This is a genomic window from Flavobacterium pedocola (genome assembly GCF_053764385.1).
Genome location: NZ_JBSNCR010000004.1, coordinates 221228 through 247474, shown reverse-complemented (window position 1 = coordinate 247474; position 26247 = coordinate 221228). Strand labels below are relative to the sequence as shown.

The following is a 26247-nucleotide window of genomic DNA, read 5'->3' as shown; positions in this document are numbered from 1 at the left end:
TACCCTCTTAATAATAATGTTTGTATCGCTAAGCCTGTATTCACAGGTAGGAATTGGCACAAGCACACCTGATTCAAATTCCGTTTTAGATATAAAAAGTGATGCCAAAGGTGTTCTTATATCCAGAGTAACACTTTCTGCCACAAGCATCGCATCGCCACTTTCTCAGCACGTTGCCGGAATGATTGTTTACAACACAACACCTTCCGGAACAGGAGATTTGGCTGTTTATAAAGGATTCTATTATAACGACGGAAACCAATGGATTCGACTGGAACCTCTTACCACTCAAATTGGTGATGTCAAACACAGTCTTTTAACCGAAGACCATAACGGATGGTATTTACTGGACGGAAGAAACACAAACCTTCTCCCGGCAAAAGCCCAGGCCAACGCCACAACAGTAGGATTTACCACTAACCTTCCGGATGCTACCGACAGAATACTTAAAGGAAAATCTGCCTCGGAATCCTTAATGGCTGTAGGCGGTAATAATACGGTTGCACTTACACAAGCCAATCTTCCTAATGTGACGTTTACAGGGACTACAGACACTACAGGTGACCACTCCCACGGTCATGACGACAAATATCATGGAACACCTGAAAGTTTAAATCTTGTAACCGGTTTATTGGGAATTCTTGGTGGTATTGTACTGAACATTCTTAACAATGATGTGGGATCTGATTCCGTAACTACCATCAGTACTCCAAGTTCATCCTATAGCGGCACCCATAACCATTCGGCTACTGTAAACACAGGAGGAAGTTCTGCTTCTTTGGGAAAAGTATCGCACATGGTAACAAACACTTTCGTGTATTTAGGAAAATAACATTTAAAAGCCCGAACAAAACACATTCGAAAGCTTATCATTAACCCTTTAATTTACATGATATGAAAAATACCATCACAATTTTATTAACCCTACTTTCCATTCCGGTATTTTCACAAAATGTTGGAATCGACATAACAAATCCGAATACAAACGCCGCTTTAGATATTTACAGCCCAAGCAATGGAGTATTGTTAACCCGTTTGCCGCTTGTAACTACCGATAGCCCGTCTCCGTTATCCACACATGTGGAAGGAATGACAACCTACAACACAGTGAATTCTGCAACAGTAACTTCTACTTCTGTGAGTGAGGGGATTTATTATAATGACGGGACCAAATGGAACCTAATGGGACCTAATACCCTAATGGTTGGAGATATCAAACATTCGCTTGAAGCCTCTGATCACAAAGGATGGTACTTATTAAACGGCAGAGCTGTTACATCCCTTCCTTCTGTTGCCCAATATAATGCCGGTGCGGTTGGAATAAGCAGCAATTTACCGAACATGAGCGACAAATTTATCAAAACCAAAAGCGGGGCGGAAACCATTACGGCTACAGCCGGTAACAACAGCATTGTATTGACACAAGCCAATCTTCCAAATATCAATTACACCCCGACTACCGCTAATGCAGGAAACCATAACCACAAGTATACCGATGCTTATAATGGTCCTAAAACACTGGGTTTGGCTACTAACATCCTTCCGCTTGTACCTTTATTCAACGAAACGGTGGGCACCAATGACGCTACTCCCGCCAATTTATACAATACAGCAAGTGCAGGAAGTCACAGTCACACGGTTACAGTACCTTCAGGAGGTTCTAATACACCGATTAACGCCACACCCAAACACATAGTAACAAACGTGTTTGTCTATTTAGGAGAATAATATAAAAAAAGCCGGAACTTAAGATTCCGGCTTTTTTATTTGTTTTTCCATGACATAATCTTCCATGAGATAACCACGTCCTATGTCTATATCTTCTTCGTGTACAATCTCAAAGCCGTTTCTTTTGTAAAATTCCTGGGCGATGTTGTATCGGTTCACATTTAAAAAAAGGAGATTACAGCCTGCCTCCGCAGTGGCTTTTTCCACAGCTTCCAGCAAAAGCTTCCCTACTCCTTTCCCCTGAGTTTCCGGTAACACATAGATTTTATGCAACTTTGTTTTCCCTGAATTTTTACAATTCACTTCATACGAAGCAAAGCCGTAATACACACCGTTTTCTTCCGCTAACAAAAACACATGGTGCTGCTGTAACTGCTCTTCCAAAGACGGAATCGCATAGAAATTTTCCAGCATATAATCGAGTTGTGCTTCTGAAAGGATTTCCCCATAAGCATCCGGCCAGATCTTATACGCTAAATCTCTGACAATATAAAGCTGGTTTTTATCCGCGGAAAGAATCTGCATTTATTTTGCTCTTTTTTGTTCTCTTGCCAACAAAGTGTTTTTTAACAACATGGCGATAGTCATCGGACCTACTCCTCCTGGAACCGGTGTAATATGTGATGCTTTTTTAGAAACATTTTCAAAATCCACATCTCCGGTAATCACATAGCCTTTCGGATTAGTTTCGTCTGCAACACGTGTGATCCCAACATCGATGATTACCACATCATCTTTTACCATTTCGGCTTTCAGGTAATTTGGAACTCCCAAAGCAGTAATAATAATATCCGCCTGAGAAGTTATCTGTGTAATGTTTTTGGTGTGACTGTGCGTTAAGGTAACTGTTGAATTTCCGGGGAAACCCTTACGTCCCATTAAAATACTCATCGGACGGCCTACAATATGACTGCGACCAATAACCACCGTATGTTTTCCTTTTGTTTCTACATTATAACGCTCCAACAATTCTAAAATCCCGAAAGGTGTAGCCGGAATAAATGTACTCATATCCAACGCCATTTTACCGAAATTTTCAGGGTGGAAACCGTCTACGTCTTTGCTTGGATCGATAGCCATCAGTACTTCCTGCTCATCGATTTGATCCGGTAACGGCAATTGAACGATAAATCCATCAATATTGTCATCTTCATTCAATTCCTTGATTTTTTTCAGTAATTCCGTTTCCGAAGTCGTACTTGGCATTTTAATCAAAGTCGATTCAAAACCTACTCGTTCACAAGCTTTAACTTTGCTTCCGACATAGGTTAAACTTGCACCGTCATTTCCAACAATTATTGCAGCCAAATGAGGTACTTTTTCCCCTTTAGCCTTCATCTTTTGAACTTCAGCAGCAATTTCAATCTTAATGTCTTCAGCCGTTTTTTTTCCGTCTAGTAGTTGCATTCCTCTTCTTATTGTTTGTGTTGTTTTATAAAAAAGAAGACGCGAATAGTCGCGTCTTTATACTTATGGTCTCATTCCTTTCATTCCGCCCATCATGCGCATCAGGTTCTTTCCGCCTGCTCCCTGCATCATTTTCATCATTTTACTCATTTGGTCGAATTGTTTCAACAATTGGTTTACCTGTTGGATATCGGTTCCAGAACCTTTCGCAATACGTGTTTTGCGTTTTGCATCCAAAAGAGCAGGTCTAGAACGTTCTTCCGGTGTCATCGAATGAATAATCGCTTCAATATGTTTGAACGCATCATCTTCGATTTCCACATCTTTTAAAGCTTTTCCGGCGCCTGGAATCATCCCCACAAGATCTTTCATGTTACCCATTTTCTTCACTTGCTGTATTTGCGTTAAGAAATCGTCGAAACCGAATTCGTTTTTGGCGATTTTCTTCTGAAGTTTACGGGCTTCTTCCTCATCATACTGCTCCTGCGCTCTTTCTACTAAGGAAACCACGTCTCCCATTCCTAAAATTCGCTCGGCCATACGGGAAGGATAGAATACGTCAATCGCATCCATCTTTTCACCGGTACCGATGAATTTAATCGGTTTATCCACAACGGATTTAATCGAAATGGCCGCTCCACCACGGGTATCACCATCCAATTTCGTTAAAACAACTCCGTCGAAATTCAATCTGTCATTGAAGGCTTTCGCTGTATTTACTGCATCCTGTCCGGTCATCGAATCCACTACGAACAAGGTTTCCTGTGGTTGGATGGCTTTGTGAACATTTGCGATTTCGGTCATCATCTCCTCGTCTACCGCCAAACGACCGGCCGTATCGACAATTACAACATTGAAACCGTTAGCTTTTGCATGTTTGATTGCGTTTTCAGCAATGGAAACCGCATTTTTATTTTCCGGTTCTGAATATACTTCAACACCAATCTGTTCTCCAACTACGTGCAACTGATTGATTGCCGCAGGACGGTAAATATCACAGGCTACCAAAAGCGGTTTTTTCCCTTTTTTGGTTTTAAGGAAATTTGCCAATTTACCCGAGAACGTCGTTTTACCCGAACCCTGCAAACCGGACATCAAAATAACGGTCGGATTTCCGGAAAGGTTTACACCGGCTACATCACCACCCATCAATTCGGTTAGTTCGTCCTTAACGATTTTCACCATTAATTGACCTGGCTGTAATGTAGTTAATACGTCCTGACCGATTGCTTTGTCTTTTACACGCGAGGTAAAATCTTTGGCAATTTTGAAGTTAACGTCGGCATCTAATAGCGCGCGGCGTACTTCTTTCAAGGTATCGGCTACGTTTACTTCGGTAATTTTCCCGTGACCTTTTAATATATGGAAGGCTTTGTCGAGTTTATCGCTTAAATTATCAAACATGGTATTGTTGTTTAATGAGGTGCAAAGATAATATAAAGTCGTAAAGGTTCAAAGTGACGGAGTAGCAAAGTTTTATAATAGGCTGAATAAAAAAACCAGTCGTTAGACTGGTATCAAATTAATTTTTCTCGAATGTTAGGAAATCGGTCCCACCACCACCGCCACTTACATCGGTAAGCCGGATCTTGGTATTGGTCCGCTCTAATACTTTCCAATCATCACTCAGATCTGCAAAATTTGAAGGTGCCGAAAATCCGACATTAAAATGTACATCGCTTGGATTATCATCGCTACTGTTACTGTCTGTTACAGACCAAGTTCCGGTATACGAATTAGCCCCATTGGTTGCCGTCAGTACCCCAGCGGAAACAAACGTAAAAGCATAACCGTTAAAGTTGGCCGTTTCATCTGTATCCGAATCATAAAAATACGTAATCCGCCAAGTTCCCGAAGTTACGGTGTTATTTATGGCCGCAATTAAATCACTGTTGTTGGATGAAGAAGCATCATCACTACTGCATCCGATAAAAACAAACAACAACGGACACAACAATATTCTAAAAATCCTGGTTTCCATGTTATTACATTTTAAAGTTCAATATAAAGTTCGTCACTTTAGTATTCCGAAACTATGACAAAAGTCATGTATGTTAAATAAAAAAAGCGCTCCGTTTCCGAAGCGCTTTCCAAAGCTGTTTAATTCAAATTATGCTTTTTTAGCAGCACAACAAGATTTTTTCTCTCCTGATGCACATGCTTTTTTCTCTTCTTTAGTGCAAGACTCTTTTTTAGTAGTGGTTTCTTTTTTAGCTGGTCCCGCTACTTTTTTCTCTTGTGCAGTTACATTCATGGAAACTGTAAATAATGCTACTGCTAAAATTGCTACGATATTTTTCATCTTTATAATGTATTTTGAGTTTATATTTTTTTTTTTAAATTTTGTATTTGATTGATGATTCCGGCTTAAACATTCCTCATTTCCGGCGGATGCCAAAAGGAATTATAAAAGTGAGGAATTAAATTTTTCGCATAGTTCAAATGCTGTTTTGTCTCTTTTTCAAAAATACCCGGAATACTTAAATCCTGAATCTGCTGCACGATAAACTGTCCTGCTGAAAAATTAAGGTTCAAAACACATTTTTCTTTCTGGCAGCCGTCGGGCATTTCTTCTCCCTGACAACATCCTTTTTGAGCCATAACCATACACTGCTTTGAAACGTGCGATTTTAAAACACGTAAAGTTGGCACTCCCATAAGAAGTACAAAATAAGCTGCTATTATGGTTGTCAAAAATTTCACAGATTCAAATGTAGAAAAAAAAATGAATTATGATAATCTTTGAAAACTTAATATTTTATTAAAATTAAAACTGAAAATAAATGAACGGCTGTGGTCCGGCAGAAGCCATAGCATACACCAGCCAATACACCAAGCCTAAAAGGACAGCTTTTCCGATAATTGGCAGGGCTTTGAACACATTCTGCAGGCTTTCCACCAGTTTTTCCGGAAGAAAATGCCAAACGAATCCGATTACCATTAATAAGAATACGTTTTTGTACCCTTCGGCAATTATCATCCATTGTTGCACATCAAGAGTAACTTTACCTATATTATTGATTACCTGTAAAGCCGTATCAAAATCTTTTGCACGGAAGAAAATCCAACAGAATGCAACAAAATGAAACGTAGCAATCACTGACAAGAAAGTCCAGATACTACTGAAAAATGAACTTTTCCCTTCTTTTTTAGGCGGGAAGAATTCCATGAAGATTTTATGTACCGCCAGTGCCAATCCGTGTAAAGCACCCCAAATAATAAATCGCAAACTGGCCCCGTGCCATAATCCTCCCAACAACATGGTAGTCATCAGGTTGACATTGGTAAACATTGTACGTTCTTTCTCCTTAGACAATAAAAACGTAAGCGTGAAAACCACCGTTGATGAAACCGCAATAATCAATGGAATATTGCTGGTAGGCGCATAGGTAATTCCCCAAACGATAAGACCGAAGAAGAATACGGCCGGGAATAAAAACCCGGCAAAGGTCCCGTTACGATTTCCTCCAACGGAAATATATAAAAAGTCTTTTAACCAGGTCGATAACGAAATATGCCATCTTCTCCAAAATTCCGTAATTGATGCCGATTGATATGGAGTACGGAAGTTCGTCGGTAATTTAAACCCTAGTAACAACGCCACTCCAATTGCCAGATCCGAATACCCTGAAAAGTCGCAGTAAATCTGGATGGCATAACCATACGAAGCCATTAAATTTTCAAAAGCGGTATAACTTGACGGTGCATCAAAAACGCGGTCTACGAAGTTGATGGAAATATAATCGGAGATAACTGTTTTCTTGATCAATCCGCCAATAATCAAAAGAAAAGCGCGATTAACATCCTCTTGGGTTACGTTTAATTTCTGGTAAATCTGTGGTAAAAAATCCTTGGCACGAACAATCGGTCCGGCTACCAACTGCGGAAAAAACGACACGAAGAACAAGTAATCGACATAGTTTTTTGTCGGCTCAATTTCTTTGCGGTAAATCTCAATGATATAACTGATGGACTGGAACGTATAGAACGAAATCCCCACCGGTAGAATAATTTTCTGAAATTCAAAATGTCCTCCCGAAATCGAGTTGTAAGTATCAATAGCAAAATTCGTATACTTAAAATAACCCAAAAAGCCCAGATTCAGTACCACACTAAAGGCCAAACACAATTTTTTGTTCAGGACACTTTGGGTACGATGCACCAGATTCCCTAAATTATAATCCACTATGGAAGATCCTAACAGCAGTAAAAAGAAGATTCCGCTTGATTTGTAATAGAAGAACAACGAAAACAGGATCACATACACCAAACGCGGGTAAAACGTGTTTTTCAGGGTGATATAAATACTGTAAAAAAACAGGAACATCCCTAAAAACAAGGCAGTGTTGAACAAAATTGGCTCTTTCGGGTTGAACACAAACCAGTTTTGAACCGTTTCGGCTGTTATATCGGTAAACAATGAGGCTATATTTTGGGTAAACCAATCCTGCATATTAATTCTTCTTCGTTACTTTAAAATTTTCGTAGGCGTTTAAAAGGGCTTTACTGAAAAGCTGTCCCTGCTTCTCATATCCTGATTTGGTATAATGCACTTTATCTCCGGACATTAATCCCTGACGGTAATTTCGGTTTACGCCGTACATTCCGCCCATGATGGCAAATAAATCCCAGGATGCGTGGTTCACAACCGGAGCCTGCGAGTTGATATCACGCGCATATGCATCGGCAAAACGGTTCAGCGAGCGGCGGTACAACAAGGAAGGCGGTGTGGACATAACCAAAACTTCCGCAGTAGGATTTTTAGCTTTTATGTTGGCGATAAACGTATTCAGCTGCGTCATATAGTCCGAAGACGGCATTTTGTCAAACGTTTCGTTCGTCCCTAAGGAAATGATGATCAAATCTGCCTGTAAAGCCGGTGTCTGTTCAAAAAACAAAGGATATTTGTTATAATCCGAAGCTTTTGCACCATTTACACCGATGGCGCTATAGGTAATTCCCGGCTCGTTTTTCTCCATCACCAAACCGCTTAAGGCAAAAGTATTGGAGGATTTGTTCGGGATCAGGTAGATTTTATCCATCGGGGTTTCCGAGTAAAACGAATGCGTATTAGGCTCTTCCGTCAGCGAAAGCGGAATAAACTCTGATCGCTTCACACTGCGCTTCTGCATTTCATTGGTTGGGATTTTCAAGGTTTTCCCGGCGCGGATTTTGTCCGATTTCATGCCGTTGTAGCGTTTCAGTTCGGCTACGGAAATATTGTATTTATCAGCAATGATGGAAATTGCTTCCCCGTTTTTGATCTTATGCACGATTTTTTTCGGCACATTCGATTCTAATGTAATGGTCTTTTTAGCCGTGGCCACCTCGAACATATTCTGGTTATCCGGCGAAACGATTTTCAGTGTATTAAACTGATAGGCATTGTCTTTCACATTGATTTCCACAGCAAAATCCTTAGCTCTTGTAGTTAAGGAAATACCGCTTAAACCAATTGGACTTCCGTTTTTTTCTTTGGTCAACCGATGGTTGTTCCAGGATTCATTTGAAGAATATCGGATGAAATAACTCCCGTTGGTTCTGGCCAGATTGTGCGGAAAGGAAAACCCTAAACCGCCGTTCCCGAATTTCTCCTGAAGGTTTTTACGGATTACTCCGGTAAAGAAATCGGCCTGAATGTGGGAATCGCCTATATGTACGATACGGACTTTGCCTGCTTTTGTGGTCTCAAGCAAGTATAATTTTTCAAAGAATTTTTCAAGCGCCCTGGTATTCGAAATAGCGTTCTCCCCATAGCTCACCTTCTCTTCCATCCCAAGCGTGTCGGCTTCCACCGAAGTAGAATCCAGCACCTGAGCAGTAAGCGATACGGAAAAAAGGATTCCGAAAAGGGTTATGAAAACTTTATTCCACATTGACACTGTCTTTTTTAACGATTGTCGAATCTTTCACGGCCGGTTTGGCTGTTTTTCGGTTGGCTCTCAACTTTTTGAACTGCTCATACCCGCCATAAATCTGATTGTAAATCATGGCAGAAATACGTTTCGCTCCCCTGAAATTGAAATGCGTATAATCTTTATTTGCCGAGGCCGGCGCTTCTTCCACCCATTTCACCATCGAACCGTCACCACCCATCAACGTATATAAATTAACGTAGGCCGCTTCCGATTGCACTGCATATTTTTTCTGTGCTAAGGTTAACGGCACTACAGCCGAATCCGTTTTCATTTCCAAATCGTATTTCGTGGATTTATCCGCCGTGGAAATAATAAGTATCGCTACCCCAGGGAAACATTCTTTCAAATGCGCCACCACGCGTTTCATGCGTTTTTCATACCAGCTGTAATTCAGTGACCCGTAATTCAACACGTTGGTTCCGTAATGCAAAACAATCAAATCGTAACCCAGTTTCTCCTGGAACTGACGCATCACATCGGTGTTGAATGTTGAAATCGGTAATCCGGAATTTCCGCGGTTGGAGAAATTGTCCACGTGAACGCCTTTTCCGTCGTCGAAATTGAAACCGTACACCGGAATGGAATCCGCTTTAACGAAATCGACTTTAAGATTTTTCGTTGTATTCCCTACTACTAAAGTATTTACCAATTTATTAGGGGTCAGTTTTTTATAAATCGTATCGGCTCCCACTTTCATGGCAATTTTACCGGATTTGTTAGCCGATCTTCCGTAGAAAAGGGTCGGATTGTACAATTCTGATAAGTTTTTCAGCTTGCTGGCCTGATATTTCACCCATTCCACATGCGCCGTATCATTGGCAAAAAACACGTGACCGTTTACCCCGAAAGGACTGCGCGGTTTTTTTACATTTAAGTACGATTGGGTTTTCCAGTTTCCGGAATATTCGTGTTTAATCGAATTACGCGAAGCTGCCGATTCGGAAGTAATATTCACAAAACCAACACCCTGGCCGCCAAACTGGTTTTGAAAGCTCGAACGGAAATCCTGCACGATCATATCGCCATCGGTCATGGAATCGCCAAAATACGCGATGCGGACATTGCCTTGCTTAGTTGTTTCCAACTGATACAACTTCTCATAAAACTGAACCAAATGCTGAAATCCTTTGTAATCACTAAAGGTTTCGTCCGGGAACGTGATGCCGTCCACCGCCGTAAAACTGATCGGTTGGTTGGAAAGCGTATCGCCTTCTTCCGCGGAATTTTCTTCTTCAAGAGCTTCCAAAAGCAAACTGTCGATGACTACGTTTTTGGAATTGGTACCGTTTTCCGTGAAAATCTTCTTCGGCAAAAACGATTTAAACACCAAAAATGCCGCTATGGAAAGGGCAAAAATGGTAAACGACTGAAGGAAGTATGATTTGTTTTGGTTCACTTTTTAAGTTATGAGTTATGAATTATAAATTATGAGTTCAAGCTAAACTCATAATTCATAACTTATAATTATTTACATTCTCTCCGGCACATTAATTCCCAACAAACTGAAAGCGGATTTGACGATCTCGCCCACTTTTTTGGACAATTGTACACGGAAAATTTTCTTATTCTCGTCTTCTTCTCCTAAAATCGAAACGGATTGGTAGAACGAATTGTATTCTTTTACTAAATCGTAAGTGTAATTTGCAAGTAACGCCGGACTGTGGTTCTTGGCCGCATCCTGAATTAACGCCGGGAACATTTCCACCTGCTTTAGTAATTCTTTTTCTTTTTCGTGTAATTCCAGGGTTACTTCTTTGTTTAAATCGAAATCCGCTTTGCGCAAAATCGACTGGATTCTCGCATAGGTATACTGAATGAAAGGTCCTGTGTTTCCGGCAAAATCCACCGATTCTTCCGGGTTAAACATCATGTTTTTCTTCGGATCGACTTTCAGCATGAAATATTTCAAGGCGCCTAACCCGATTACTTTGTATAATTCCGCTTTTTCAGAATCAGAATAGCCATCCAGTTTTCCTAATTCTTCTGAAATCGATTGTGCCGTAGCGGTCATTTCTTCCATCAAATCATCAGCATCCACAACGGTTCCTTCACGGGATTTCATTTTTCCGGATGGCAATTCCACCATTCCGTAGGACAGGTGATACAAATCTTCCGCCCAGTCGAAACCTAATTTTTTCAGAATCAGGAATAACACTTTAAAGTGGTAATCCTGCTCGTTTCCAACGGTGTACACCATACCACCCACATCCGGGTTATCTTTCACACGCTGGATAGCGGTTCCGATGTCCTGGGTCATGTAAACCGCGGTTCCGTCTGAACGCAAAACGATTTTACGGTCTAAACCTTCCGCCGTCAAATCGATCCAAACCGAGCCATCAGGATCTTTTTCGAAAATACCTTTCTCCAATCCGAACTGTACTACTTCTTTTCCTAATAAATAAGTATTGCTTTCATAATAGTAGGAATCAAAATCTACGCCAAGGTTTTTGTAGGTGGTTCCGAAACCATCGTACACCCATTGGTTCATGGTTTCCCAAAGCTTGATTACTTCCGGTTTTCCGGCTTCCCAATCCAACAGCATTTGTTGTGCTTCCAAAATGATTGGCGCTTGTTTTTTAGCTTCTTCTTCTGTTTTCCCCTGAGCGATTATCTCATTGATTTGCGTTTTGTACGCTTTATCAAACTCCACATAATATTTCCCAACCAACTTATCGCCTTTCAATCCGGAAGTTGCAGGCGTTTCCCCGTTTCCGAATTTCTGCCAGGCCAACATCGATTTACAGATGTGGATCCCACGGTCGTTGATGATTTGGGTTTTGTATACTTTCTTACCCGATGCTTTTAAAATTTCCGCAACCGAATACCCTAATAAATTATTTCTGACGTGACCTAAGTGCAGCGGTTTGTTGGTATTTGGCGAAGAATATTCCACCATTACAGCCTTCTCACCTGCTTTTGGCGTTACAAAACCGAAGTTTTCCTGAGTTCTGATGCCGTTGAAGAAATTCACATAATAGGCATCGGAAATCACGATGTTCAAAAAGCCGGAAACCACGTTGAAACGCTCTACCTCAGCAACATTTGCAACCAGATATTCCCCGATCTTGTTTCCTAACTCCACAGGATTGCTTTTCACCAACTTTAAAAGCGGGAAAATCACCACAGTCACATCACCTTCAAAGTCCCGACGGGTAGCCTGAAATTCCACCTTATCGAGTGCAACATCAAATAAATCCTGAACTGCTTTCTGGATTTTTTCCGTAAGAATTTGTTGAAGTGTCATAACTGTTAAATTTTAAGGGTGCAAAGATACGTTTAATTACAGAATTTGAAAATTAGAAAATCACAAATTTTAAAACTGAAAACCAACCGTTTATCGAATATAATTTACAATTACGGATTTTTTTCCAAAAAAAGTGTAACAATTCACCACTTTTGAAGTCTAGTAAGCACTACCTCAAATTTATAATTAAAGAATTGTTAAATTTTGTATAAAAAAGTACTTTGTATTACACATTAGTATAAAAAGACCTACTTTTGCCCTACAAATTTCATCAATCAAAACAGAAAAAATGAAACTAAAGTTATTTATTGTATGCCTATTGAGTTCCTTAAGCTCAGTATTTGCACAAGCTCCGGCGGCTGCAAACGGTAATCCGGGCAGCGTATCAGGAAAAATCATCGATAAAAACACAAAAGAACCTATCGGATATGCATCTGTTTCCATTAAAGAAGGAGACAAAGTGATTACGGGTGCTATTTCTCAGGAGAACGGTAATTTTGACATCAAAAACCTTGAACTGAAAAGCTACACCCTTGAAGTACAATTCATCGGCTACAAATTATTTTCAAAGGCAATTGCACTGACTCCGGGCGACAAATCCATCAATGTGGGCACCATTACCATAGAGTCTGAAGCTACACAGCTTGAAGGTGTTGAAGTTGTGGCAGAACGCTCCAGCATGGTTCAGAAAATCGACCGTAAAGTAGTTAATGTAGGGAAAGATTTGATTGCCTCAGGAACAACTGCTTCGGAAATCTTAAATAACGTTCCGACAGTAAGTATCGATCCGCAGACTAAAGAATTAAGCTTGAGAGGAAATGCAAACGTTCGTGTTTTGATTGACGGAAAACCTTCCAATGTAGACGCAGCTCAGTTGTTACAGCAGATTCCTTCGTCTTCCATCAAACAAATTGAATTGATTACCAATCCTTCGGCTAAATACAATCCGGAAGGGATGAGCGGGATCATCAACCTTATCCTTCACAAAAACGCCAACACTGGGTTTAACGGAACCATTAATACAGGGGTTACCTTCGGTATTACACCAAAAACCAATACTTCATTAAACTTAAACTACAAAGTAGGGAAAGTTAACTTTTACACCAATTACGGTTTAAACCACGGGGTTAATGCCAACCACGGTAATGTAACCAGTTTCAATCCGGGACGTGAGAACTTCCAGGAATTCGATTTCAGAAATTTAAACAATTCCCATTTGCTGAAACTTGGTATGGATTACTATATCAATGAGAAAAATACGCTTTCAGTCTATACAAACCAGAACTTAACACACACGGACGGATGGGGTAACACCAATGTTAACTACACCGACAACGCCGACAACGATACCCACCAGCATTATGACAACGAAAACGAAAATAAAAACCAGACCTATGACTTGGTTTACAAACACGATTTCGATAAAAAAGGGGAAAACCTTGAGTTCCAGGTAAATTACTCCAAAACCAAAAACACGGAGAATACAAGGTATTACAATGCCACCAGAGAATTTGACGGTGATTTGGTAATGGATTCCAACTCAAGAAACATTATTGACGGTGTAACGGATTATACGCAGGTTAACATTGACTATACCAACCCGCTTACTGAGAAAACAAAATTGGAATTAGGAGCGGAAACCCGAATCCAAACTACCAAAAGTACTTTTAAAGCACCGGAAAGCGGTACCGAATACGTAACACCGTATACTTTCTCAAGCGATTTGAACAACTATTTCAAATTCAACAGAGACATCAGTGCGGTTTACGCCAACGTTGGAACACAGTGGAACAGCAAATGGAGCTCGCAAATCGGATTCCGCGTGGAATACTATAATATTGATGCCGATTTTAGTACTCATAACAATGAATTCCAATCCAATTTAACACCAACCAATACCATTACGGATGACAAACAAAAAGTAAGCGATAATATCTTTACCGTTTATCCATCTGCTTTCTTTACGTATGCAATGAATGAAAAAAACTCATTCAACTTTAATTATTCAAGAAGAGTTGATCGCCCGAGCATTGGTCAGATCAGCCCGATCCGTGAGTGGACAACACCTTTGATGGAGTCTAAAGGAAATCCGGCACTTGAGCCTCAGTTCACAAACTCTTTTGAAGTAAATTACACCCGAACCACAAAAATGGGAACTTTCACAACAGGAGTATTCTACAGAAGAATCAACGATGAAATTTCCAGAGTGGTTTATAACGATCCGAACGATCCTGACAACAGAAAAATCCTTTCTTTTGACAACTTTAAAGACAACAACGCCTACGGAGTTGAAGCTTCGGCTAATTTGAAATTTACCAAATGGTGGTCGACAAACCTAAGTTCGGATGCTTATTTTAAAACCGTAAGAGGTACGGTACAGAATGCCATAACTAGCGAATTTGAAAATGCAGAAGTGGATGTTACAACCTTCAACGCAAGAATGAACAACACCTTCACAGCAACTAAAAACCTTCGTTTCCAATTGTTCGGTATGTACAGAGGTCGTGATTTAAGCTTACAGTTTGAAAGAAAACACATGTACAAAGCGGATATCGGGGCTACCTACAATGTCATGAAAGGTAAAGGAACCATTACAGCTCGTTACAATGACGTTTTCGACAACATGCGTTTCGCTTTCGACGGAAACATCCCTTATCGTCAGTACGGAGCATTCTACTGGGAAAACCAGACGTTCTACATCGGATTCAACTATATGTTCGGTGGAGGAAAAAACAGAGCAATGCAACGCAAACAACGTGATGCCAACGAAACACAAAGCAGCGGCGGAATGTTCTAAAATGTAGTTAACTTTTCGATTTTATATTACTGAAAAACCTCGGAGCTTTTTTACTTCGAGGTTTTTTTATGGCTATTCATCAAATTTCAGGGTTTTGGCTTTTTCAGGTTCTTCTTTGTGCTTCCGAAGATCGAAAGTAGTCCCGAAAACCTTGTCCCAAAACGTATTGCTAACGCCAAAACCCAACTGTTCATTGCGGTAATGATGCATCTGATGATTACGCCATAACGGTTTCATAAATTCAAAAGGCGGCTCAAAAGCATGGATCGCATAATGCATGGAAGCGTACAAAAGATAGCCTAACATGAATCCCGGAAAAAAGGCCCAATTATAATCCCCTAAAATCAGATAATGCAAGCCGAATAAAGTGGACGACAAAATAAGGCTGGGGAACGGCGGCATAAAAAGCCTGTCGCGATCCCTTGGATATTCATGATGATTCCCGTGCATCACATAAGCGACTTTCTGTACACGGATATTTTCACTTACCCAATGAAAAATATACCGGTGGGCAATGTATTCGAAAAAAGTCCAATACAGCATTCCGCTCACAAAAAGGGAAAACGTAATCAGTCCGGGGATTTGATAAAAACTATATGCCCTGTAAACTAAATAGGTTAGTATCGGAATGTAGATGCTCCATATCAGGATTGGGTTTCCTTTGGTGAGCATTTCCAGGTATTTGTTGTCAAATAAACGCGCCTGACCTTCGTTGTAAACTATCTTCCTTGCCATACTTCTTTATATTAGAAATTAATAACAGAAAACGTGAACTAAAATTAGGCATTTATTTACAAAACGAAAAGTGATTTCATAGGATTTAACATACAGATTGTCGATAAAAGCCTCTCCATTCCATAAAAATCCCCGCTGCTTAGCAGATTATAAAGCACTGACTAGCAGCAACTACTTATCTAAAAACAAACCAACAGCTACTTAATCCAATAAAAAAACCGCAAATTCCAGATAAATCTGTGAAGCTGCGGTAAAATATTTTAAACGGGACTGAAATTACCAGCGGATAATCACGCTTCCCCAAGTAAATCCTGAGCCAAAAGCTGCTAACACAACCAAATCGCCTTCTTTGATTTTGCCCTGTTCCCAGGCTTCGGTTAAAGCAATCGGAATGGATGCTGCCGTTGTATTCCCATATTTCTGAATATTGTTGTGCACCTGATGGTCTTCCAGTTTAAACTTCTGCTGAATAAACTGTGAAATCCTCAAATTCGCCTGATGCGGGATCAGCATATTGATATCGGAAACCTGCAAATTATTCGCCTGTAAACCTTCCATGATCACTTCACTGAAACGTACCACAGCGTTCTTGAACACAAACTGTCCGTTCATATACGGATAGTAACTCTCGTCGTTAGGATCGTTGTCTTTGATAACATCTGTAATCCAGCGTTTTCCCATACCCGGAGCAATCAAAGCCAATTCTTCAGCATGTTGTCCTTCGGAATGCAAATGCGTTGATAAAACACCTCTGTTTCTGTCTTCCGAACGGCTTAAAACCGCTGCTCCTGCCCCATCGCCAAAGATAACGGAAACCCCGCGGCCTCTTGTCGTCATATCCAGACCGGTAGAATGCACTTCGGAACCGATAACCAGGATATTTTTATACATTCCGGTTTTGATGAACTGGTCTGCAACGGAAATCGCATACACAAACCCCGAACACTGGTTTCTCACATCAAGGGCCCCAACGGTTTTCAAGCCTAAATCACGCTGAACCAAAACACCTGGCCCTGGAAAATAATAATCAGGGCTCAAGGTCGCGAAAATCACGAAATCAATATCTTCTTTGGCTACTCCCGAACGCTCAATGGCAATTTCAGCGGCCTTAACGCCCATACTGGTCGTAGTATCTTCACCTCGGACAACGTGTCTTCGTTCCTGAATTCCGGTACGTTCCTGAATCCATTCGTCATTGGTATCCATTAGTTTCGACAAATCGTCGTTGGTCACTGTATTTTCGGGCACGTAATACCCTAATCCTGAAATCTTCGATTGATACATTATTTCTCCTTTTATTAAAAATAGGGCTACAAATTTAAGGATATTTAACGCCATAGTAAAGAATCTGTTGTTTTTTTCGACTACCATTTCAAACTTTCGCTGAAAATCCAGTTTTAACAAAATTTAAACAGAAGCTGTAACACTATCCCAGTACTTTTAGACAAATATTCCAAAACCAAATTGTAAATCATGAAACTAAAAAACTGCTTTTGGCTTTTACTGTTAACAGGTTCGTCGTTACTGGCGCAGGAAAACCTGACTTATCAAAAGCCTTCCAAGGAGATTCTGGCTTTAGCCGAATACGAAAGAGCACCTTCGGTAACCATGGACACCAAAAAAGAATGGATGCTCCTAACCTACCGCAACACCTATAAAAACCTTGACGATTTAAATCAGGAAGAAATGCGATTGGCCGGTTTACGAATCAATCCGATCACGAACATTTCCAGTTCGGTTACCTACATCAACAACCTGAAAGTACGTCGTGTAAAAGATAAAAACGAAATCCAGGTACAAGGTTTACCTGCAAATCCAAGAATTACTAACCTTTCCTGGTCACCGGATGAAAAGAAAATCGCTTTCACCCACACCACCAATAAAGGCGTGGAACTTTGGGTTTTGGACATTGCTTCCGCGAAAGCTGTAAAACTGACTTCAGATAACCTTAATGCCAATTTAGGAAGCCCGATGAGCTGGTACCGTGACGGAAAAAGCCTATTGGTAAAAACCATGGTAGCGAACCGTCAGGCGCTGATCGATTCCAAAAAAGATTTACCGACAGGCCCTACAACTTCCACCAGTGAAGGAAAAGTATCCCAAAACAGAACCTTTCAGGATTTACTGAAAAACAAAACCGACGAAACCAATTTTGAAACCCTGGTAACGTCTGAACTTTATAAAGTAGATTTAAACGGTAAAACCGAATTATTCAAAAAAGCGGACTTATACGCGGGCGAATCCTTTTCACCGGATGGAAATTACCTTATGGTGACTACGATTCAAAAACCGTATTCGTACATTGTTCCGTTGAGTCGTTTCCCGCAAAAAACCATTGTGTTTGACAAAGCCGGTACCGAAATAAAAGTGGTGAATGAAGTGCCGCTTAACGAAATTATGCCAAAAGGTTTTATGGCGGTCCGCAAAGGGAAACGAAGCATGAGCTGGAGAAATGACACTCCTGCAACCTTAGTATTTACAGAGGCATTGGACGGTGGAGACCCGGCTGTAAAAGTTGACTTCAGAGACGAAGTTTTCTTATGGAATGCTCCTTTTTCCGGTCAGCCGACTTCAATCCTTAAAACACCGCAACGTTTCAGCGGCATCACCTGGGGGAACGGAAATATTGCCATTGCTTACGACAGCTGGTATGACACCCGAAACACCAAAACGTATCTGATCAACCCATCGAACCCAGCTCAGGCACCAAAAGTGATTTCCGACAGAAATTCTCAGGACATTTATGCTGATCCGGGTAATTTCGAAACTAAGAAAAATGAGTATGGAAGACAGGTTTTAGCACTTGAAGGCGACAATGCTTATTTAATCGGTAACGGATTTACCAAAGAAGGGCAATTCCCTTTCATCGACGAGTTCAACACCAAAACCCTGAAGACAAAACGTCTGTACCAATCGGCTTTCAAAAACAAGAAAGAAGACATTCTGTCGATTGAAGATTTCAAAAAAGGTGAAGTTTTGGTTCAGATCCAATCCCCAACGGAATTCCCGAATTATTACTTCCGCAACATCAAATCGAAAGATAAAATCACTCCGATTACAGCCTTCAAAAACCCTTTTGAAAGCATCAAAAATGTATACAAAGAAGTAATCAAATACAAACGCAAAGACGGCGTGGAACTTTCCGGAACGCTTTATTTACCGGCTAATTACGACAGAAAAGCCAAAAAAGAAAAATTGCCGTTGTTAATTTGGGCGTATCCTACAGAATTCAAAGACAAGAACTCTGCCGGTCAAACCACCCAGAATCCTAACGAATTTACGTTCCCTAATTACGGATCGTTCGTGTATTGGGTGACGAAAGGCTACGCCGTTTTAGATGACGCCGCATTCCCGATTATTGGAGAAGGCAAAACAGAACCAAATGACACTTTTATCACGCAATTGGTGGACAATGCGGAAGCTGCAATCAACGCAGTGGACAATTTAGGCTACATCAACCGTAAGAAAGTTGCTGTTGGAGGTCACTCGTATGGTGCTTTCATGACCGCTAACTTATTGACGCATTCCAATTTATTCGCCTGCGGAATTGCCCGAAGCGGTGCTTACAACCGAACGCTAACCCCATTCGGATTCCAGAGTGAGCAGCGTAATTACTGGGAAGTTCCGGCTATTTACAACGGAATGTCGCCTTTCATGACCGCAGAAAAAATGAAGACCCCTTTATTATTGGTTCACGGTGATGCGGACAATAACCCGGGAACATTCACCTTACAGACGGAGCGTTATTTCCAGGCCCTAAAAGGTTTGGGAGCACCGGTAAGAATGGTACTGCTACCGAAAGAATCGCACGGCTATGCAGCTAAAGAGAATATCTTCCATTTGCTTTGGGAACAGGATCAGTTCCTGGAAAAGTATTTGAAGAATTAATTTAAAAAATAAAACCCCGAATCACGTTTCGGGGTTTTTCTTTAGTATAATTTTTGCTTTAGTTTTTCTATTTTGGATTCACGTTCAAAAGAAAAGGTTGCGGTTATAGCATTAATATAATGGTAAATCCGTAAAGCTTTCCTATTGAAATTTTGACTGTCAAAAACAGAAAACAAATCGGCTAAGGTTTCCAGATTTTCTGCACTAAATTGTGGATGTTGTTCTAAAAAAGCAATCAGTTCTTCTTCAGCAATAGTTTCAAGTGTTTTTAAATTGAACCCTAATTCTTCCTGTAGTTTAAGATTGATTTCTGAAACCGATTCTGATACATCTGCTCCAGCGTTTTGCTTTATGAGTTTCTCCAGCGCTTTCTTCAGAAAAAAACCTAACTGGCTGATTTGTTTCGATAAATAATCTTCTTTTGGCATTTAATTAAGCATTAAGGTTACTTCTTTATTATGTTCTAAGGCGGATTCATGCTCAAAGAAAATTGCTTTTCCGTTTAGTGCTGCTTTGATAAGGTAATGGCTTCCTTTAAAATACGATTGTTTAACAATTACCTTCATCAATCCGTTTTCGACCACTTTTAACTGATGCGGATATAAAAACAACAAGCGGTCGTCTCCGTCAACTTCGGCTATTTGCGAAAGTTTGATTTCGTTTACCTCGCCAAAAAGCGAAGCGCTGTATTTTGATATAGGGTTCAGATAAATTACGGAAGAATTCCCTTTGTCCAAAATCTGACCGTCTTTAAGCACTATGGTTTCATCTGCAAAAGAAAGAGCATCCACACTGTCGTGCGTGGCGATTATAACCGTTATTCCTTTAGCTTTCAGGTAGGTAAACAAGTTACGTCGAAGTGCATTTTTTCGAAAATTATCAATATGACTGAAAGGTTCGTCCAGCAATAATACTTCGGGTTCGAGCGCTAAAACTCTCGCCAAAGCCACACGTTGCTGCTGGCCACCGCTTAAATACTGTGCTTTCACATCAGCATATTCAGTCATTTCAACAATTTCCAGCAATTCATGGATACGCTCTTTTTTCTCTTCGGGATAAAAATTGGAAAGGTATTTCCCGACGTTCTCAGCGACGGTTATATAAGGCATTAAGTCGAAATCCTGAGCCAGGTATTTCATAAAAGGCATACCGGGTACCAGATTGAATTTTGGCCCGGTCACTTCTGTCCCATTCCAGAAAATCTGGCCTTCCTCCAAATCGTATAAGCCGTAAATCAGCTTTAAGAGTGTACTTTTTCCACAACCACTTTCTCCAATAACCGCAACATTCTGACCGGCATTTACCTCAAAACCAATATTTTGGATAATTCGCTTCGCTGTATAACCGAAAGCTATGTTTTTAACCTCAAGCATATTAACCGTTTAAACCGCAAATTTAAGCCCTTATGGCCGCTTTAAGGAATTAACTTTCAACTTTTTTACTAAATTCTTTTTCGTTTATTAAAAGATAATGCCTAAAATTGCAGAAAATTAACCTACTAGTACATGATGCTATCAGCTAAAAAACTGACAGTCGCGTTTTTGTTATTGTCTTCAATCGCCTTTTCCCAAAGGGTGTACGACAATTACTCGATTGATTTAAATTACGGATTGTCTGGAGCTTACGAGCCTTCAATATCCAAATTCGGCCACATGGATTTTGGTTTCCGCTACATGTTTGGCGAAAAATGGGGCGTAAAACTGGATTATGGCGCCGATAAGTTCCGAACGAAAGAAACTCCGGAAATGGGTACCGATTATCAAAGAATTTCAGTTCAGGCAGCTTGTAACCTTTCTAACTTATTGGACGACCGAAGTTATTTTTACAACGAATATTTTGTAATTCTCTCGCATGCCGGTTTAGGATATGCGTGGCAAAAATCGGTTACGTTTCCCAAAGGCGGTCCCGGAATCGATGAAATCCCACACGTGATCTTCGGGGTAAACCCACAGCTTACAGTTATGGATGGCGTTGCTATTGGCTTAGATGCCACAGGAATCATGAATTTGGCACAACACGTAAAGTTTGACGGAACAAGGGTTTCTAAAGCGGCAGATAATGCCACCACAACTTTTACCTATAATTTGAGTTTAGGCGTTTCCTTTACTTTTGGAGGACGTTAAGATATATTGTAACCATAAAAAAAGCCCAAACTTTCGTTTGGGCTTTTTTTATATAGTTATAAAATTATTTATTGGCTTCTTTTTTAGCATCCTCAACCATTTTAGCATTGGCGGTAATGGCAAATTCCACACGACGGTTTTTAGCTCTTCCGGCGTCGGTTTCATTGTCGGCCATCGGATCTGCTTCTCCCATCCCCACGGTTTTAAAACGGGAAGATACCAAACCTTTCGAAGAAAGATAACTGGTAACAGCCGCCGCACGCTGGTTGGACAGATTCAAATTGTATTCGTCTGAACCTTTACTGTCGGTATACCCAAAAATCTGAATGTCTGTGTCCGGATATTCTTTGAAAACAGGTACTAATTTATCAAGGTTTTGTTTTGCTCTTGGTGTCAGGGTAGCTTTATTGAAATCGAAATTAACCGAATTCTCACCCAATACAAGTTTAATACCTTCACCAACGCGTTCTACTTCAACACCTGGCAATGCTTCTTTGATTTGACGGGCTTGTTTGTCCATTTTGTTTCCGATTAAACCACCGGCAACGCCACCGACAACCCCACCTATTACGGCACCTAAAGCTCCTTTTCCGCCTTTACCAAGGTTATTTCCCAGGATCCCTCCGATTACAGCACCTCCGGCAGCACCAATTACAGCACCTTTTTGGGTGTTATTGGCATTTTTAACCGCTTCACAACTTGTAAAAAGCGAAGCTGATGTTACTGCTAATGCCAAAACACATATACTTACTTTTCTCATATCCTTATTTTTTAATTAGTTCTTTCAAATTGATAAACAATATTTGATGTATTTCCGCCAACGTTAACCTTATCGAGCAACTGAAACGAATTTTCAGACTGATTGGCCACTCTTAAAACATAACCTGACGGAGTATGTCTGGCTTTTACACCTTCGGTCAGGAATTTCATAACGATATTCCCTTCCTTATTAATAAACCATGTTATGTGGCTGCCATAGCTGGTACACTTACTGTTATCAAGCGCCATTTCCCCTTTGTTGTTGTTGGATACAAATTTCCAATTACTCCCTACAAAACACTGGGAATCGGCTATATTAAAAGAGGTTACCTTAAAATACTCCGAACCGGGATAGGTAACAGATGAGATTTTCCAGGTGCCTTTTAACATAACTTCGGATTTCATATCCAGTTTAGTGGCCGGATTGCTTTTACAGCCTACGACAAAGGCTACAACCATAATCAGATAAATAAGTTTCTTCATGAGTATTAATTTTAATGTGCCTTACAAATTTAACACAATTATTCCTCAAGTTTTTACTACACGTTTAAATTATAACATATTTTTTACGCCAATTTGTCAGGAAAAAAGGTTTGGTATCTGATTTGACAAAAGAGAACTATAATTTTAATTCTAAAATCAACAGTATATGACAACAGGAAAAATCAATGTTTCAGTAGAGAACATCTTTCCCTTAATCAAGAAATTTTTATACAGCGACCACGAAATCTTCCTTCGCGAGCTTATTTCCAACGCTACTGATGCCACTCTTAAATTAAAACACTTAACCAGTATTGGCGAAGCTAAAGTGGAATATGGCCAACCGGTTATTGCTATCAAAATCGACAAAGACAGCAAAAAAATCCACATTACCGATCAGGGCTTGGGAATGACTGCCGAAGAAGTGGAAAAATACATCAACCAGATCGCTTTTTCAGGTGCAGAAGAGTTTTTGGAAAAATACAAGGACTCCGCTAAAGACTCTGGAGTTATCGGACATTTCGGGTTAGGGTTTTACTCTGCCTTTATGGTGGCCGAAAAAGTAGAGATCATCACCAAATCGTATAAAGACGAGCCGGCGGCACACTGGACTTGTGACGGTAGCCCGGAATTCACATTAGAACCGCATTCCAAAACCGAAAGAGGTACAGAAATCGTGCTTCATATCGCCGAAGATTCTTTGGAATTCCTTGAAGAAGGCAGAATCCGCGAGCTTTTGGTAAAATACAACAAATTCATGCCGGTACCGATTAAATTCGGAACAAGACAGGAAGCCTTACCGAAACCGGAAGATGCCGGTGATGACTACAAAACCGAATACACGGAAGTAGACAACATCATCAACAACCCGACTCCGGCCTGGACCAAACAACCTTCAGATTTAAACGATGAAGATTACAAAAACTTCTACCGTGAGTTGTATCCGATGCAGTTTGACGAGCCGCTGTTCAACATCCATTTGAATGTGGATTATCCGTTCAATTTAACCGGAATCCTGTATTTCCCGAAAATGTCAGCTGATTTACAGCTTCAGAAAGACAAAATTCAATTGTACCAGAACCAGGTTTTCGTAACCGATAACGTGGAAGGTATCGTACCGGAATTCTTGACCATGTTGAAAGGGGTTATCGATTCTCCGGATATTCCTTTAAACGTATCGCGTTCCTATCTGCAGGCGGATGGAGCGGTTAAGAAGATTTCAAACTACATCACACGAAAAGTAGCCGATAAACTAAAGTCGTTATTTACGGAAAACCGTGAAGATTTTGAACAGAAATGGAACGATATCAAGATCGTTTTGGAATACGGTATGTTGTCGGAACCTAAATTCTATGAAAAAGCCGGAGCTTTCGTACTGTATCCGACTGTAGATAAAAAGTATTTCACGCTGGAAGAATTAAAAGAAAACTTAAAAGAAAACCAAACCGACAAAGACGGCAAACTGGTTGTTTTATACGCTTCCAATGAAGATGCACAACACAGCTACATCGATTTAGCCAAAGAAAAAGGCTATGAAGTATTGCTTTTGGATTCCCCGATTGTATCGCATCTGATTCAGAAACTGGAAGCCGACAACGAAAACCTTATGTTTACCCGCGTCGATTCCGATCATGTTGACAATCTTATCAAAAAAGAAGACAGTCAGATTTCCAAATTATCGGAAGAAGAAAAAGAAAGCTTAAAATCCGTTCTGGAAGCAATCGTTCCCAAAACAACCTACAGCGTGCAATTGGAGGCAATGGACAGCCAAGCGGCTCCTTTTATCATCACACAGCCTGAATTCATGCGCCGTATGAAAGAAATGAGCCAGACCGGAGGCGGAATGTTCGGTATGGGTAATTTCCCGGAGATGTACAATTTAGTAGTGAATACGAACTCAGAGTTGGCCACGGCGATTATCAGTCAAAAAGACAAAACCGTTCAGGAAAGTGTTGTCCGTCAGGCTTTGGATTTAGCCAAACTTTCACAAGGCTTACTAAAAGGCGAAGAGCTTACATCCTTTGTAAAAAGAAGCTTCGAACTGATTAAATAAAGAAAATAATTTTCATATCTTTAAAACCCGCAACTTCAAGCTGCGGGTTTTGTTTTTTTAGATTTTTTTTAAGATTTCTTTTAAACCTTTTTACCTTTTTTGCATCTAAATAAATAAACCATAAAACTACAGGCTATGAAAAATTTCAGTTTAAAATTATTTGGAGGATTGGTTTTGGCAACTTTAGTTTTAATTTCCTGTTCAAAAGACGAAACCGAAAGCGTACTGGTCGATCAGCAATTAATGAAAGCTTCTGCCGATATCGATTTCTCTAATGAGACGGACTTCAGCGTTGGGATGGAAGCCGCAACCGAAAACTCGAGTTTCTCCAACAGGGATTCCGATATCGCTTCAAGATTTCCGGCTTGTGCGGATATAACGGTAAACAATACCACTCCGGGCGTCTTTCCAAAAATCATCACCATCGCTTTTCATCCGGGTTGTGTACATAACGGCGTCCTTAGATCCGGTACCTTAACCATTACCCTTTCCGGCTATCTGATGAGCAACGGTACCACCATGACCATTGAACGCTCCAATTATTTTGTAAACGGGCGACATGTTGAAGGCACGGTAACTTATGTTAACCAGACCACAAATCCGGAAACACCACAATGGACAAGAACCGTAACGGATGGAAGGATTACAAATATTGCCGGTGACGTCTTTACACATTCCGGAACAAGAACAGTAAGACAGATGGAAGGAGCCGGCACATTGGCTTTGGGTGATAACGTTTATCATATTATATCCGGAACCCATACCGTAAACAGACCGAACGGATCGTCATTAACAGTAACAGTTCTGGAAACACTGATCAAAAGATATTCCTGCAATTACATTTCCAAAGGGAAACTGACTTTACTGGGCTCGTATTTAGACGGTGTCTTAGATTACGGAAACGACACTTGCGACAACCAGGCTACTTACACACATTCAAACGGCCAGGTATTCAATATCAATCTCTAATACTGATTTAACGTATTTAAAATCCCGATCGTTTTGATTGGGATTTTTTTTGAATTGGAAACGATTTCATAAAGCAAGAATGTCAATTTTTCAACAAGGCCTTGTGGCTTGAAACAAAAAACATATCTTTGCCGGCTTTTTAAAAA

At 40.4% G+C, this 26247-nt stretch carries 23 protein-coding genes; 7 read left to right on the top strand and 16 right to left on the bottom strand.

What is annotated here, in order from left to right:
• The first annotated feature begins 16 nt into the window (after positions 1-16).
• Positions 17-832, top strand: a complete 816-nt coding sequence (locus ACWPKD_RS11030; RefSeq protein WP_455412734.1) for a hypothetical protein — start codon at positions 17-19, stop codon at positions 830-832.
• Positions 833-894: 62 nt separating this feature from the next.
• Positions 895-1728, top strand: coding sequence for a hypothetical protein (locus tag ACWPKD_RS11025; RefSeq protein ID WP_455412733.1), 834 nt, complete (start codon positions 895-897; stop codon positions 1726-1728).
• Between the two features lie 18 nt (positions 1729-1746).
• Here ACWPKD_RS11025 and ACWPKD_RS11020 read toward each other — a convergent pair whose 3' ends face one another.
• The 10 genes from ACWPKD_RS11020 to argS all read right to left on the bottom strand — a co-directional run bounded on the left by ACWPKD_RS11020 (position 1747) and on the right by argS (position 12297).
• Positions 1747-2253, bottom strand: a complete 507-nt coding sequence (locus tag ACWPKD_RS11020; RefSeq protein WP_455412732.1) for a GNAT family N-acetyltransferase — start codon at positions 2251-2253, stop codon at positions 1747-1749.
• Positions 2254-3135, bottom strand: a complete 882-nt coding sequence (locus ACWPKD_RS11015; protein ID WP_455412731.1) for a bifunctional 5,10-methylenetetrahydrofolate dehydrogenase/5,10-methenyltetrahydrofolate cyclohydrolase — start codon at positions 3133-3135, stop codon at positions 2254-2256.
• Positions 3136-3198: 63 nt separating this feature from the next.
• On the bottom strand, positions 3199-4539 hold the full coding sequence (ffh, locus tag ACWPKD_RS11010; RefSeq protein ID WP_455412730.1) for a signal recognition particle protein: 1341 nt from the start codon (positions 4537-4539) through the stop codon (positions 3199-3201).
• A 118-nt stretch (positions 4540-4657) separates the two neighbouring features.
• Positions 4658-5116, bottom strand: coding sequence for a hypothetical protein (locus tag ACWPKD_RS11005; protein WP_455412729.1), 459 nt, complete (start codon positions 5114-5116; stop codon positions 4658-4660).
• Positions 5117-5245: 129 nt separating this feature from the next.
• Positions 5246-5437, bottom strand: a complete 192-nt coding sequence (locus ACWPKD_RS11000) for a hypothetical protein (RefSeq protein WP_455412728.1) — start codon at positions 5435-5437, stop codon at positions 5246-5248.
• A 65-nt stretch (positions 5438-5502) separates the two neighbouring features.
• Positions 5503-5829 (bottom strand): hypothetical protein, encoded by a 327-nt coding sequence (locus tag ACWPKD_RS10995; protein ID WP_455412727.1) that lies wholly within the window; start codon positions 5827-5829, stop codon positions 5503-5505.
• Positions 5830-5902: 73 nt separating this feature from the next.
• A complete protein-coding gene (locus tag ACWPKD_RS10990) occupies positions 5903-7588 on the bottom strand; it encodes an MBOAT family O-acyltransferase (protein WP_455412726.1) in 1686 nt (561 codons plus the stop codon).
• A gap of 1 nt (position 7589) precedes the next feature.
• Complete coding sequence (locus tag ACWPKD_RS10985; protein WP_455412725.1) at positions 7590-9011, bottom strand: GDSL-type esterase/lipase family protein; 1422 nt, start codon at positions 9009-9011, stop codon at positions 7590-7592.
• Positions 9001-10449 (bottom strand): hypothetical protein, encoded by a 1449-nt coding sequence (locus ACWPKD_RS10980; RefSeq protein WP_455412724.1) that lies wholly within the window; start codon positions 10447-10449, stop codon positions 9001-9003. The genes ACWPKD_RS10985 and ACWPKD_RS10980 overlap by 11 nt, the downstream gene beginning before the upstream one ends.
• A 72-nt stretch (positions 10450-10521) precedes the next feature.
• Complete coding sequence (gene argS / locus ACWPKD_RS10975) at positions 10522-12297, bottom strand: arginine--tRNA ligase (protein ID WP_455412723.1); 1776 nt, start codon at positions 12295-12297, stop codon at positions 10522-10524.
• Between the two features lie 289 nt (positions 12298-12586).
• Between argS and ACWPKD_RS10970 the strand changes: the two genes are divergently transcribed.
• Positions 12587-15094, top strand: a complete 2508-nt coding sequence (locus ACWPKD_RS10970; RefSeq protein ID WP_455412722.1) for a TonB-dependent receptor domain-containing protein — start codon at positions 12587-12589, stop codon at positions 15092-15094.
• A 72-nt stretch (positions 15095-15166) separates the two neighbouring features.
• Here ACWPKD_RS10970 and ACWPKD_RS10965 read toward each other — a convergent pair whose 3' ends face one another.
• Both ACWPKD_RS10965 and ACWPKD_RS10960 read right to left on the bottom strand, forming a co-directional pair.
• Complete coding sequence (locus ACWPKD_RS10965) at positions 15167-15829, bottom strand: sterol desaturase family protein (RefSeq protein WP_455412721.1); 663 nt, start codon at positions 15827-15829, stop codon at positions 15167-15169.
• A gap of 276 nt (positions 15830-16105) precedes the next feature.
• The gene (locus tag ACWPKD_RS10960; RefSeq protein ID WP_455412720.1) at positions 16106-17113 is read right to left on the bottom strand and encodes a 3-oxoacyl-ACP synthase III family protein; all 1008 of its coding nucleotides are present in this window, start codon (positions 17111-17113) and stop codon (positions 16106-16108) included.
• 189 nt (positions 17114-17302) lie between these two features.
• Here ACWPKD_RS10960 and ACWPKD_RS10955 point away from each other — a divergent pair, with 189 nt between their 5' ends.
• Positions 17303-19717 (top strand): prolyl oligopeptidase family serine peptidase, encoded by a 2415-nt coding sequence (locus ACWPKD_RS10955; protein ID WP_455412719.1) that lies wholly within the window; start codon positions 17303-17305, stop codon positions 19715-19717.
• A 41-nt stretch (positions 19718-19758) separates the two neighbouring features.
• Here the strand turns inward: ACWPKD_RS10955 and ACWPKD_RS10950 are convergent, their stop codons facing one another.
• A complete protein-coding gene (locus tag ACWPKD_RS10950; RefSeq protein WP_455412718.1) occupies positions 19759-20145 on the bottom strand; it encodes a hypothetical protein in 387 nt (128 codons plus the stop codon).
• Positions 20146-21090 carry an ABC transporter ATP-binding protein gene (locus ACWPKD_RS10945; protein ID WP_455412717.1) on the bottom strand — a complete coding sequence of 315 codons (945 nt, stop codon included), beginning with the start codon at positions 21088-21090 and terminating at the stop codon, positions 20146-20148.
• Positions 21091-21222: 132 nt separating this feature from the next.
• Between ACWPKD_RS10945 and ACWPKD_RS10940 the strand changes: the two genes are divergently transcribed.
• Entirely contained in the window at positions 21223-21840 is a 618-nt protein-coding gene (locus ACWPKD_RS10940; RefSeq protein ID WP_455412716.1) for a hypothetical protein, read from the top strand.
• A gap of 64 nt (positions 21841-21904) precedes the next feature.
• Here the strand turns inward: ACWPKD_RS10940 and ACWPKD_RS10935 are convergent, their stop codons facing one another.
• On the bottom strand, positions 21905-22600 hold the full coding sequence (locus ACWPKD_RS10935) for an OmpA family protein (RefSeq protein WP_455412715.1): 696 nt from the start codon (positions 22598-22600) through the stop codon (positions 21905-21907).
• A gap of 11 nt (positions 22601-22611) precedes the next feature.
• A complete protein-coding gene (locus ACWPKD_RS10930) occupies positions 22612-23082 on the bottom strand; it encodes a lipocalin family protein (RefSeq protein ID WP_455412714.1) in 471 nt (156 codons plus the stop codon).
• Positions 23083-23248: 166 nt separating this feature from the next.
• On the opposite strand from ACWPKD_RS10930, the gene htpG reads away from it, so the two are divergent.
• Together htpG and ACWPKD_RS10920 are read left to right on the top strand one after the other, a co-directional pair.
• Complete coding sequence (gene htpG, locus ACWPKD_RS10925; protein ID WP_455412713.1) at positions 23249-25132, top strand: molecular chaperone HtpG; 1884 nt, start codon at positions 23249-23251, stop codon at positions 25130-25132.
• A gap of 135 nt (positions 25133-25267) precedes the next feature.
• Positions 25268-26101, top strand: coding sequence for a hypothetical protein (locus ACWPKD_RS10920; RefSeq protein WP_455412712.1), 834 nt, complete (start codon positions 25268-25270; stop codon positions 26099-26101).
• Positions 26102-26247 lie beyond the last annotated feature (146 nt).

What these genes read in the sequence shown, in the direction of transcription:
- ACWPKD_RS10930 (WP_455412714.1), bottom strand. Translation starts at nt 23,082, where the DNA reads ATGAAGAAACTTATTTATCTGATTATGGTTGTAGCCTTTGTCGTAGGC.
- ffh (WP_455412730.1), bottom strand. Translation starts at nt 4,539, where the DNA reads ATGTTTGATAATTTAAGCGATAAACTCGACAAAGCCTTCCATATATTA.
- ACWPKD_RS10945 (WP_455412717.1), bottom strand. Translation starts at nt 21,090, where the DNA reads ATGCTTGAGGTTAAAAACATAGCTTTCGGTTATACAGCGAAGCGAATT.
- argS (WP_455412723.1), bottom strand. Translation starts at nt 12,297, where the DNA reads ATGACACTTCAACAAATTCTTACGGAAAAAATCCAGAAAGCAGTTCAG.
- ACWPKD_RS11015 (WP_455412731.1), bottom strand. Translation starts at nt 3,135, where the DNA reads ATGCAACTACTAGACGGAAAAAAAACGGCTGAAGACATTAAGATTGAA.
- ACWPKD_RS10940 (WP_455412716.1), top strand. Translation starts at nt 21,223, where the DNA reads ATGATGCTATCAGCTAAAAAACTGACAGTCGCGTTTTTGTTATTGTCT.
- ACWPKD_RS10960 (WP_455412720.1), bottom strand. Translation starts at nt 17,113, where the DNA reads ATGTATCAATCGAAGATTTCAGGATTAGGGTATTACGTGCCCGAAAAT.
- ACWPKD_RS11000 (WP_455412728.1), bottom strand. Translation starts at nt 5,437, where the DNA reads ATGAAAAATATCGTAGCAATTTTAGCAGTAGCATTATTTACAGTTTCC.
- htpG (WP_455412713.1), top strand. Translation starts at nt 23,249, where the DNA reads ATGACAACAGGAAAAATCAATGTTTCAGTAGAGAACATCTTTCCCTTA.
- ACWPKD_RS10985 (WP_455412725.1), bottom strand. Translation starts at nt 9,011, where the DNA reads ATGTGGAATAAAGTTTTCATAACCCTTTTCGGAATCCTTTTTTCCGTA.
- ACWPKD_RS10935 (WP_455412715.1), bottom strand. Translation starts at nt 22,600, where the DNA reads ATGAGAAAAGTAAGTATATGTGTTTTGGCATTAGCAGTAACATCAGCT.
- ACWPKD_RS11025 (WP_455412733.1), top strand. Translation starts at nt 895, where the DNA reads ATGAAAAATACCATCACAATTTTATTAACCCTACTTTCCATTCCGGTA.
- ACWPKD_RS10965 (WP_455412721.1), bottom strand. Translation starts at nt 15,829, where the DNA reads ATGGCAAGGAAGATAGTTTACAACGAAGGTCAGGCGCGTTTATTTGAC.
- ACWPKD_RS11020 (WP_455412732.1), bottom strand. Translation starts at nt 2,253, where the DNA reads ATGCAGATTCTTTCCGCGGATAAAAACCAGCTTTATATTGTCAGAGAT.
- ACWPKD_RS10955 (WP_455412719.1), top strand. Translation starts at nt 17,303, where the DNA reads ATGAAACTAAAAAACTGCTTTTGGCTTTTACTGTTAACAGGTTCGTCG.
- ACWPKD_RS10950 (WP_455412718.1), bottom strand. Translation starts at nt 20,145, where the DNA reads ATGCCAAAAGAAGATTATTTATCGAAACAAATCAGCCAGTTAGGTTTT.
- ACWPKD_RS10990 (WP_455412726.1), bottom strand. Translation starts at nt 7,588, where the DNA reads ATGCAGGATTGGTTTACCCAAAATATAGCCTCATTGTTTACCGATATA.
- ACWPKD_RS10920 (WP_455412712.1), top strand. Translation starts at nt 25,268, where the DNA reads ATGAAAAATTTCAGTTTAAAATTATTTGGAGGATTGGTTTTGGCAACT.
- ACWPKD_RS10970 (WP_455412722.1), top strand. Translation starts at nt 12,587, where the DNA reads ATGAAACTAAAGTTATTTATTGTATGCCTATTGAGTTCCTTAAGCTCA.
- ACWPKD_RS11005 (WP_455412729.1), bottom strand. Translation starts at nt 5,116, where the DNA reads ATGGAAACCAGGATTTTTAGAATATTGTTGTGTCCGTTGTTGTTTGTT.
- ACWPKD_RS11030 (WP_455412734.1), top strand. Translation starts at nt 17, where the DNA reads ATGTTTGTATCGCTAAGCCTGTATTCACAGGTAGGAATTGGCACAAGC.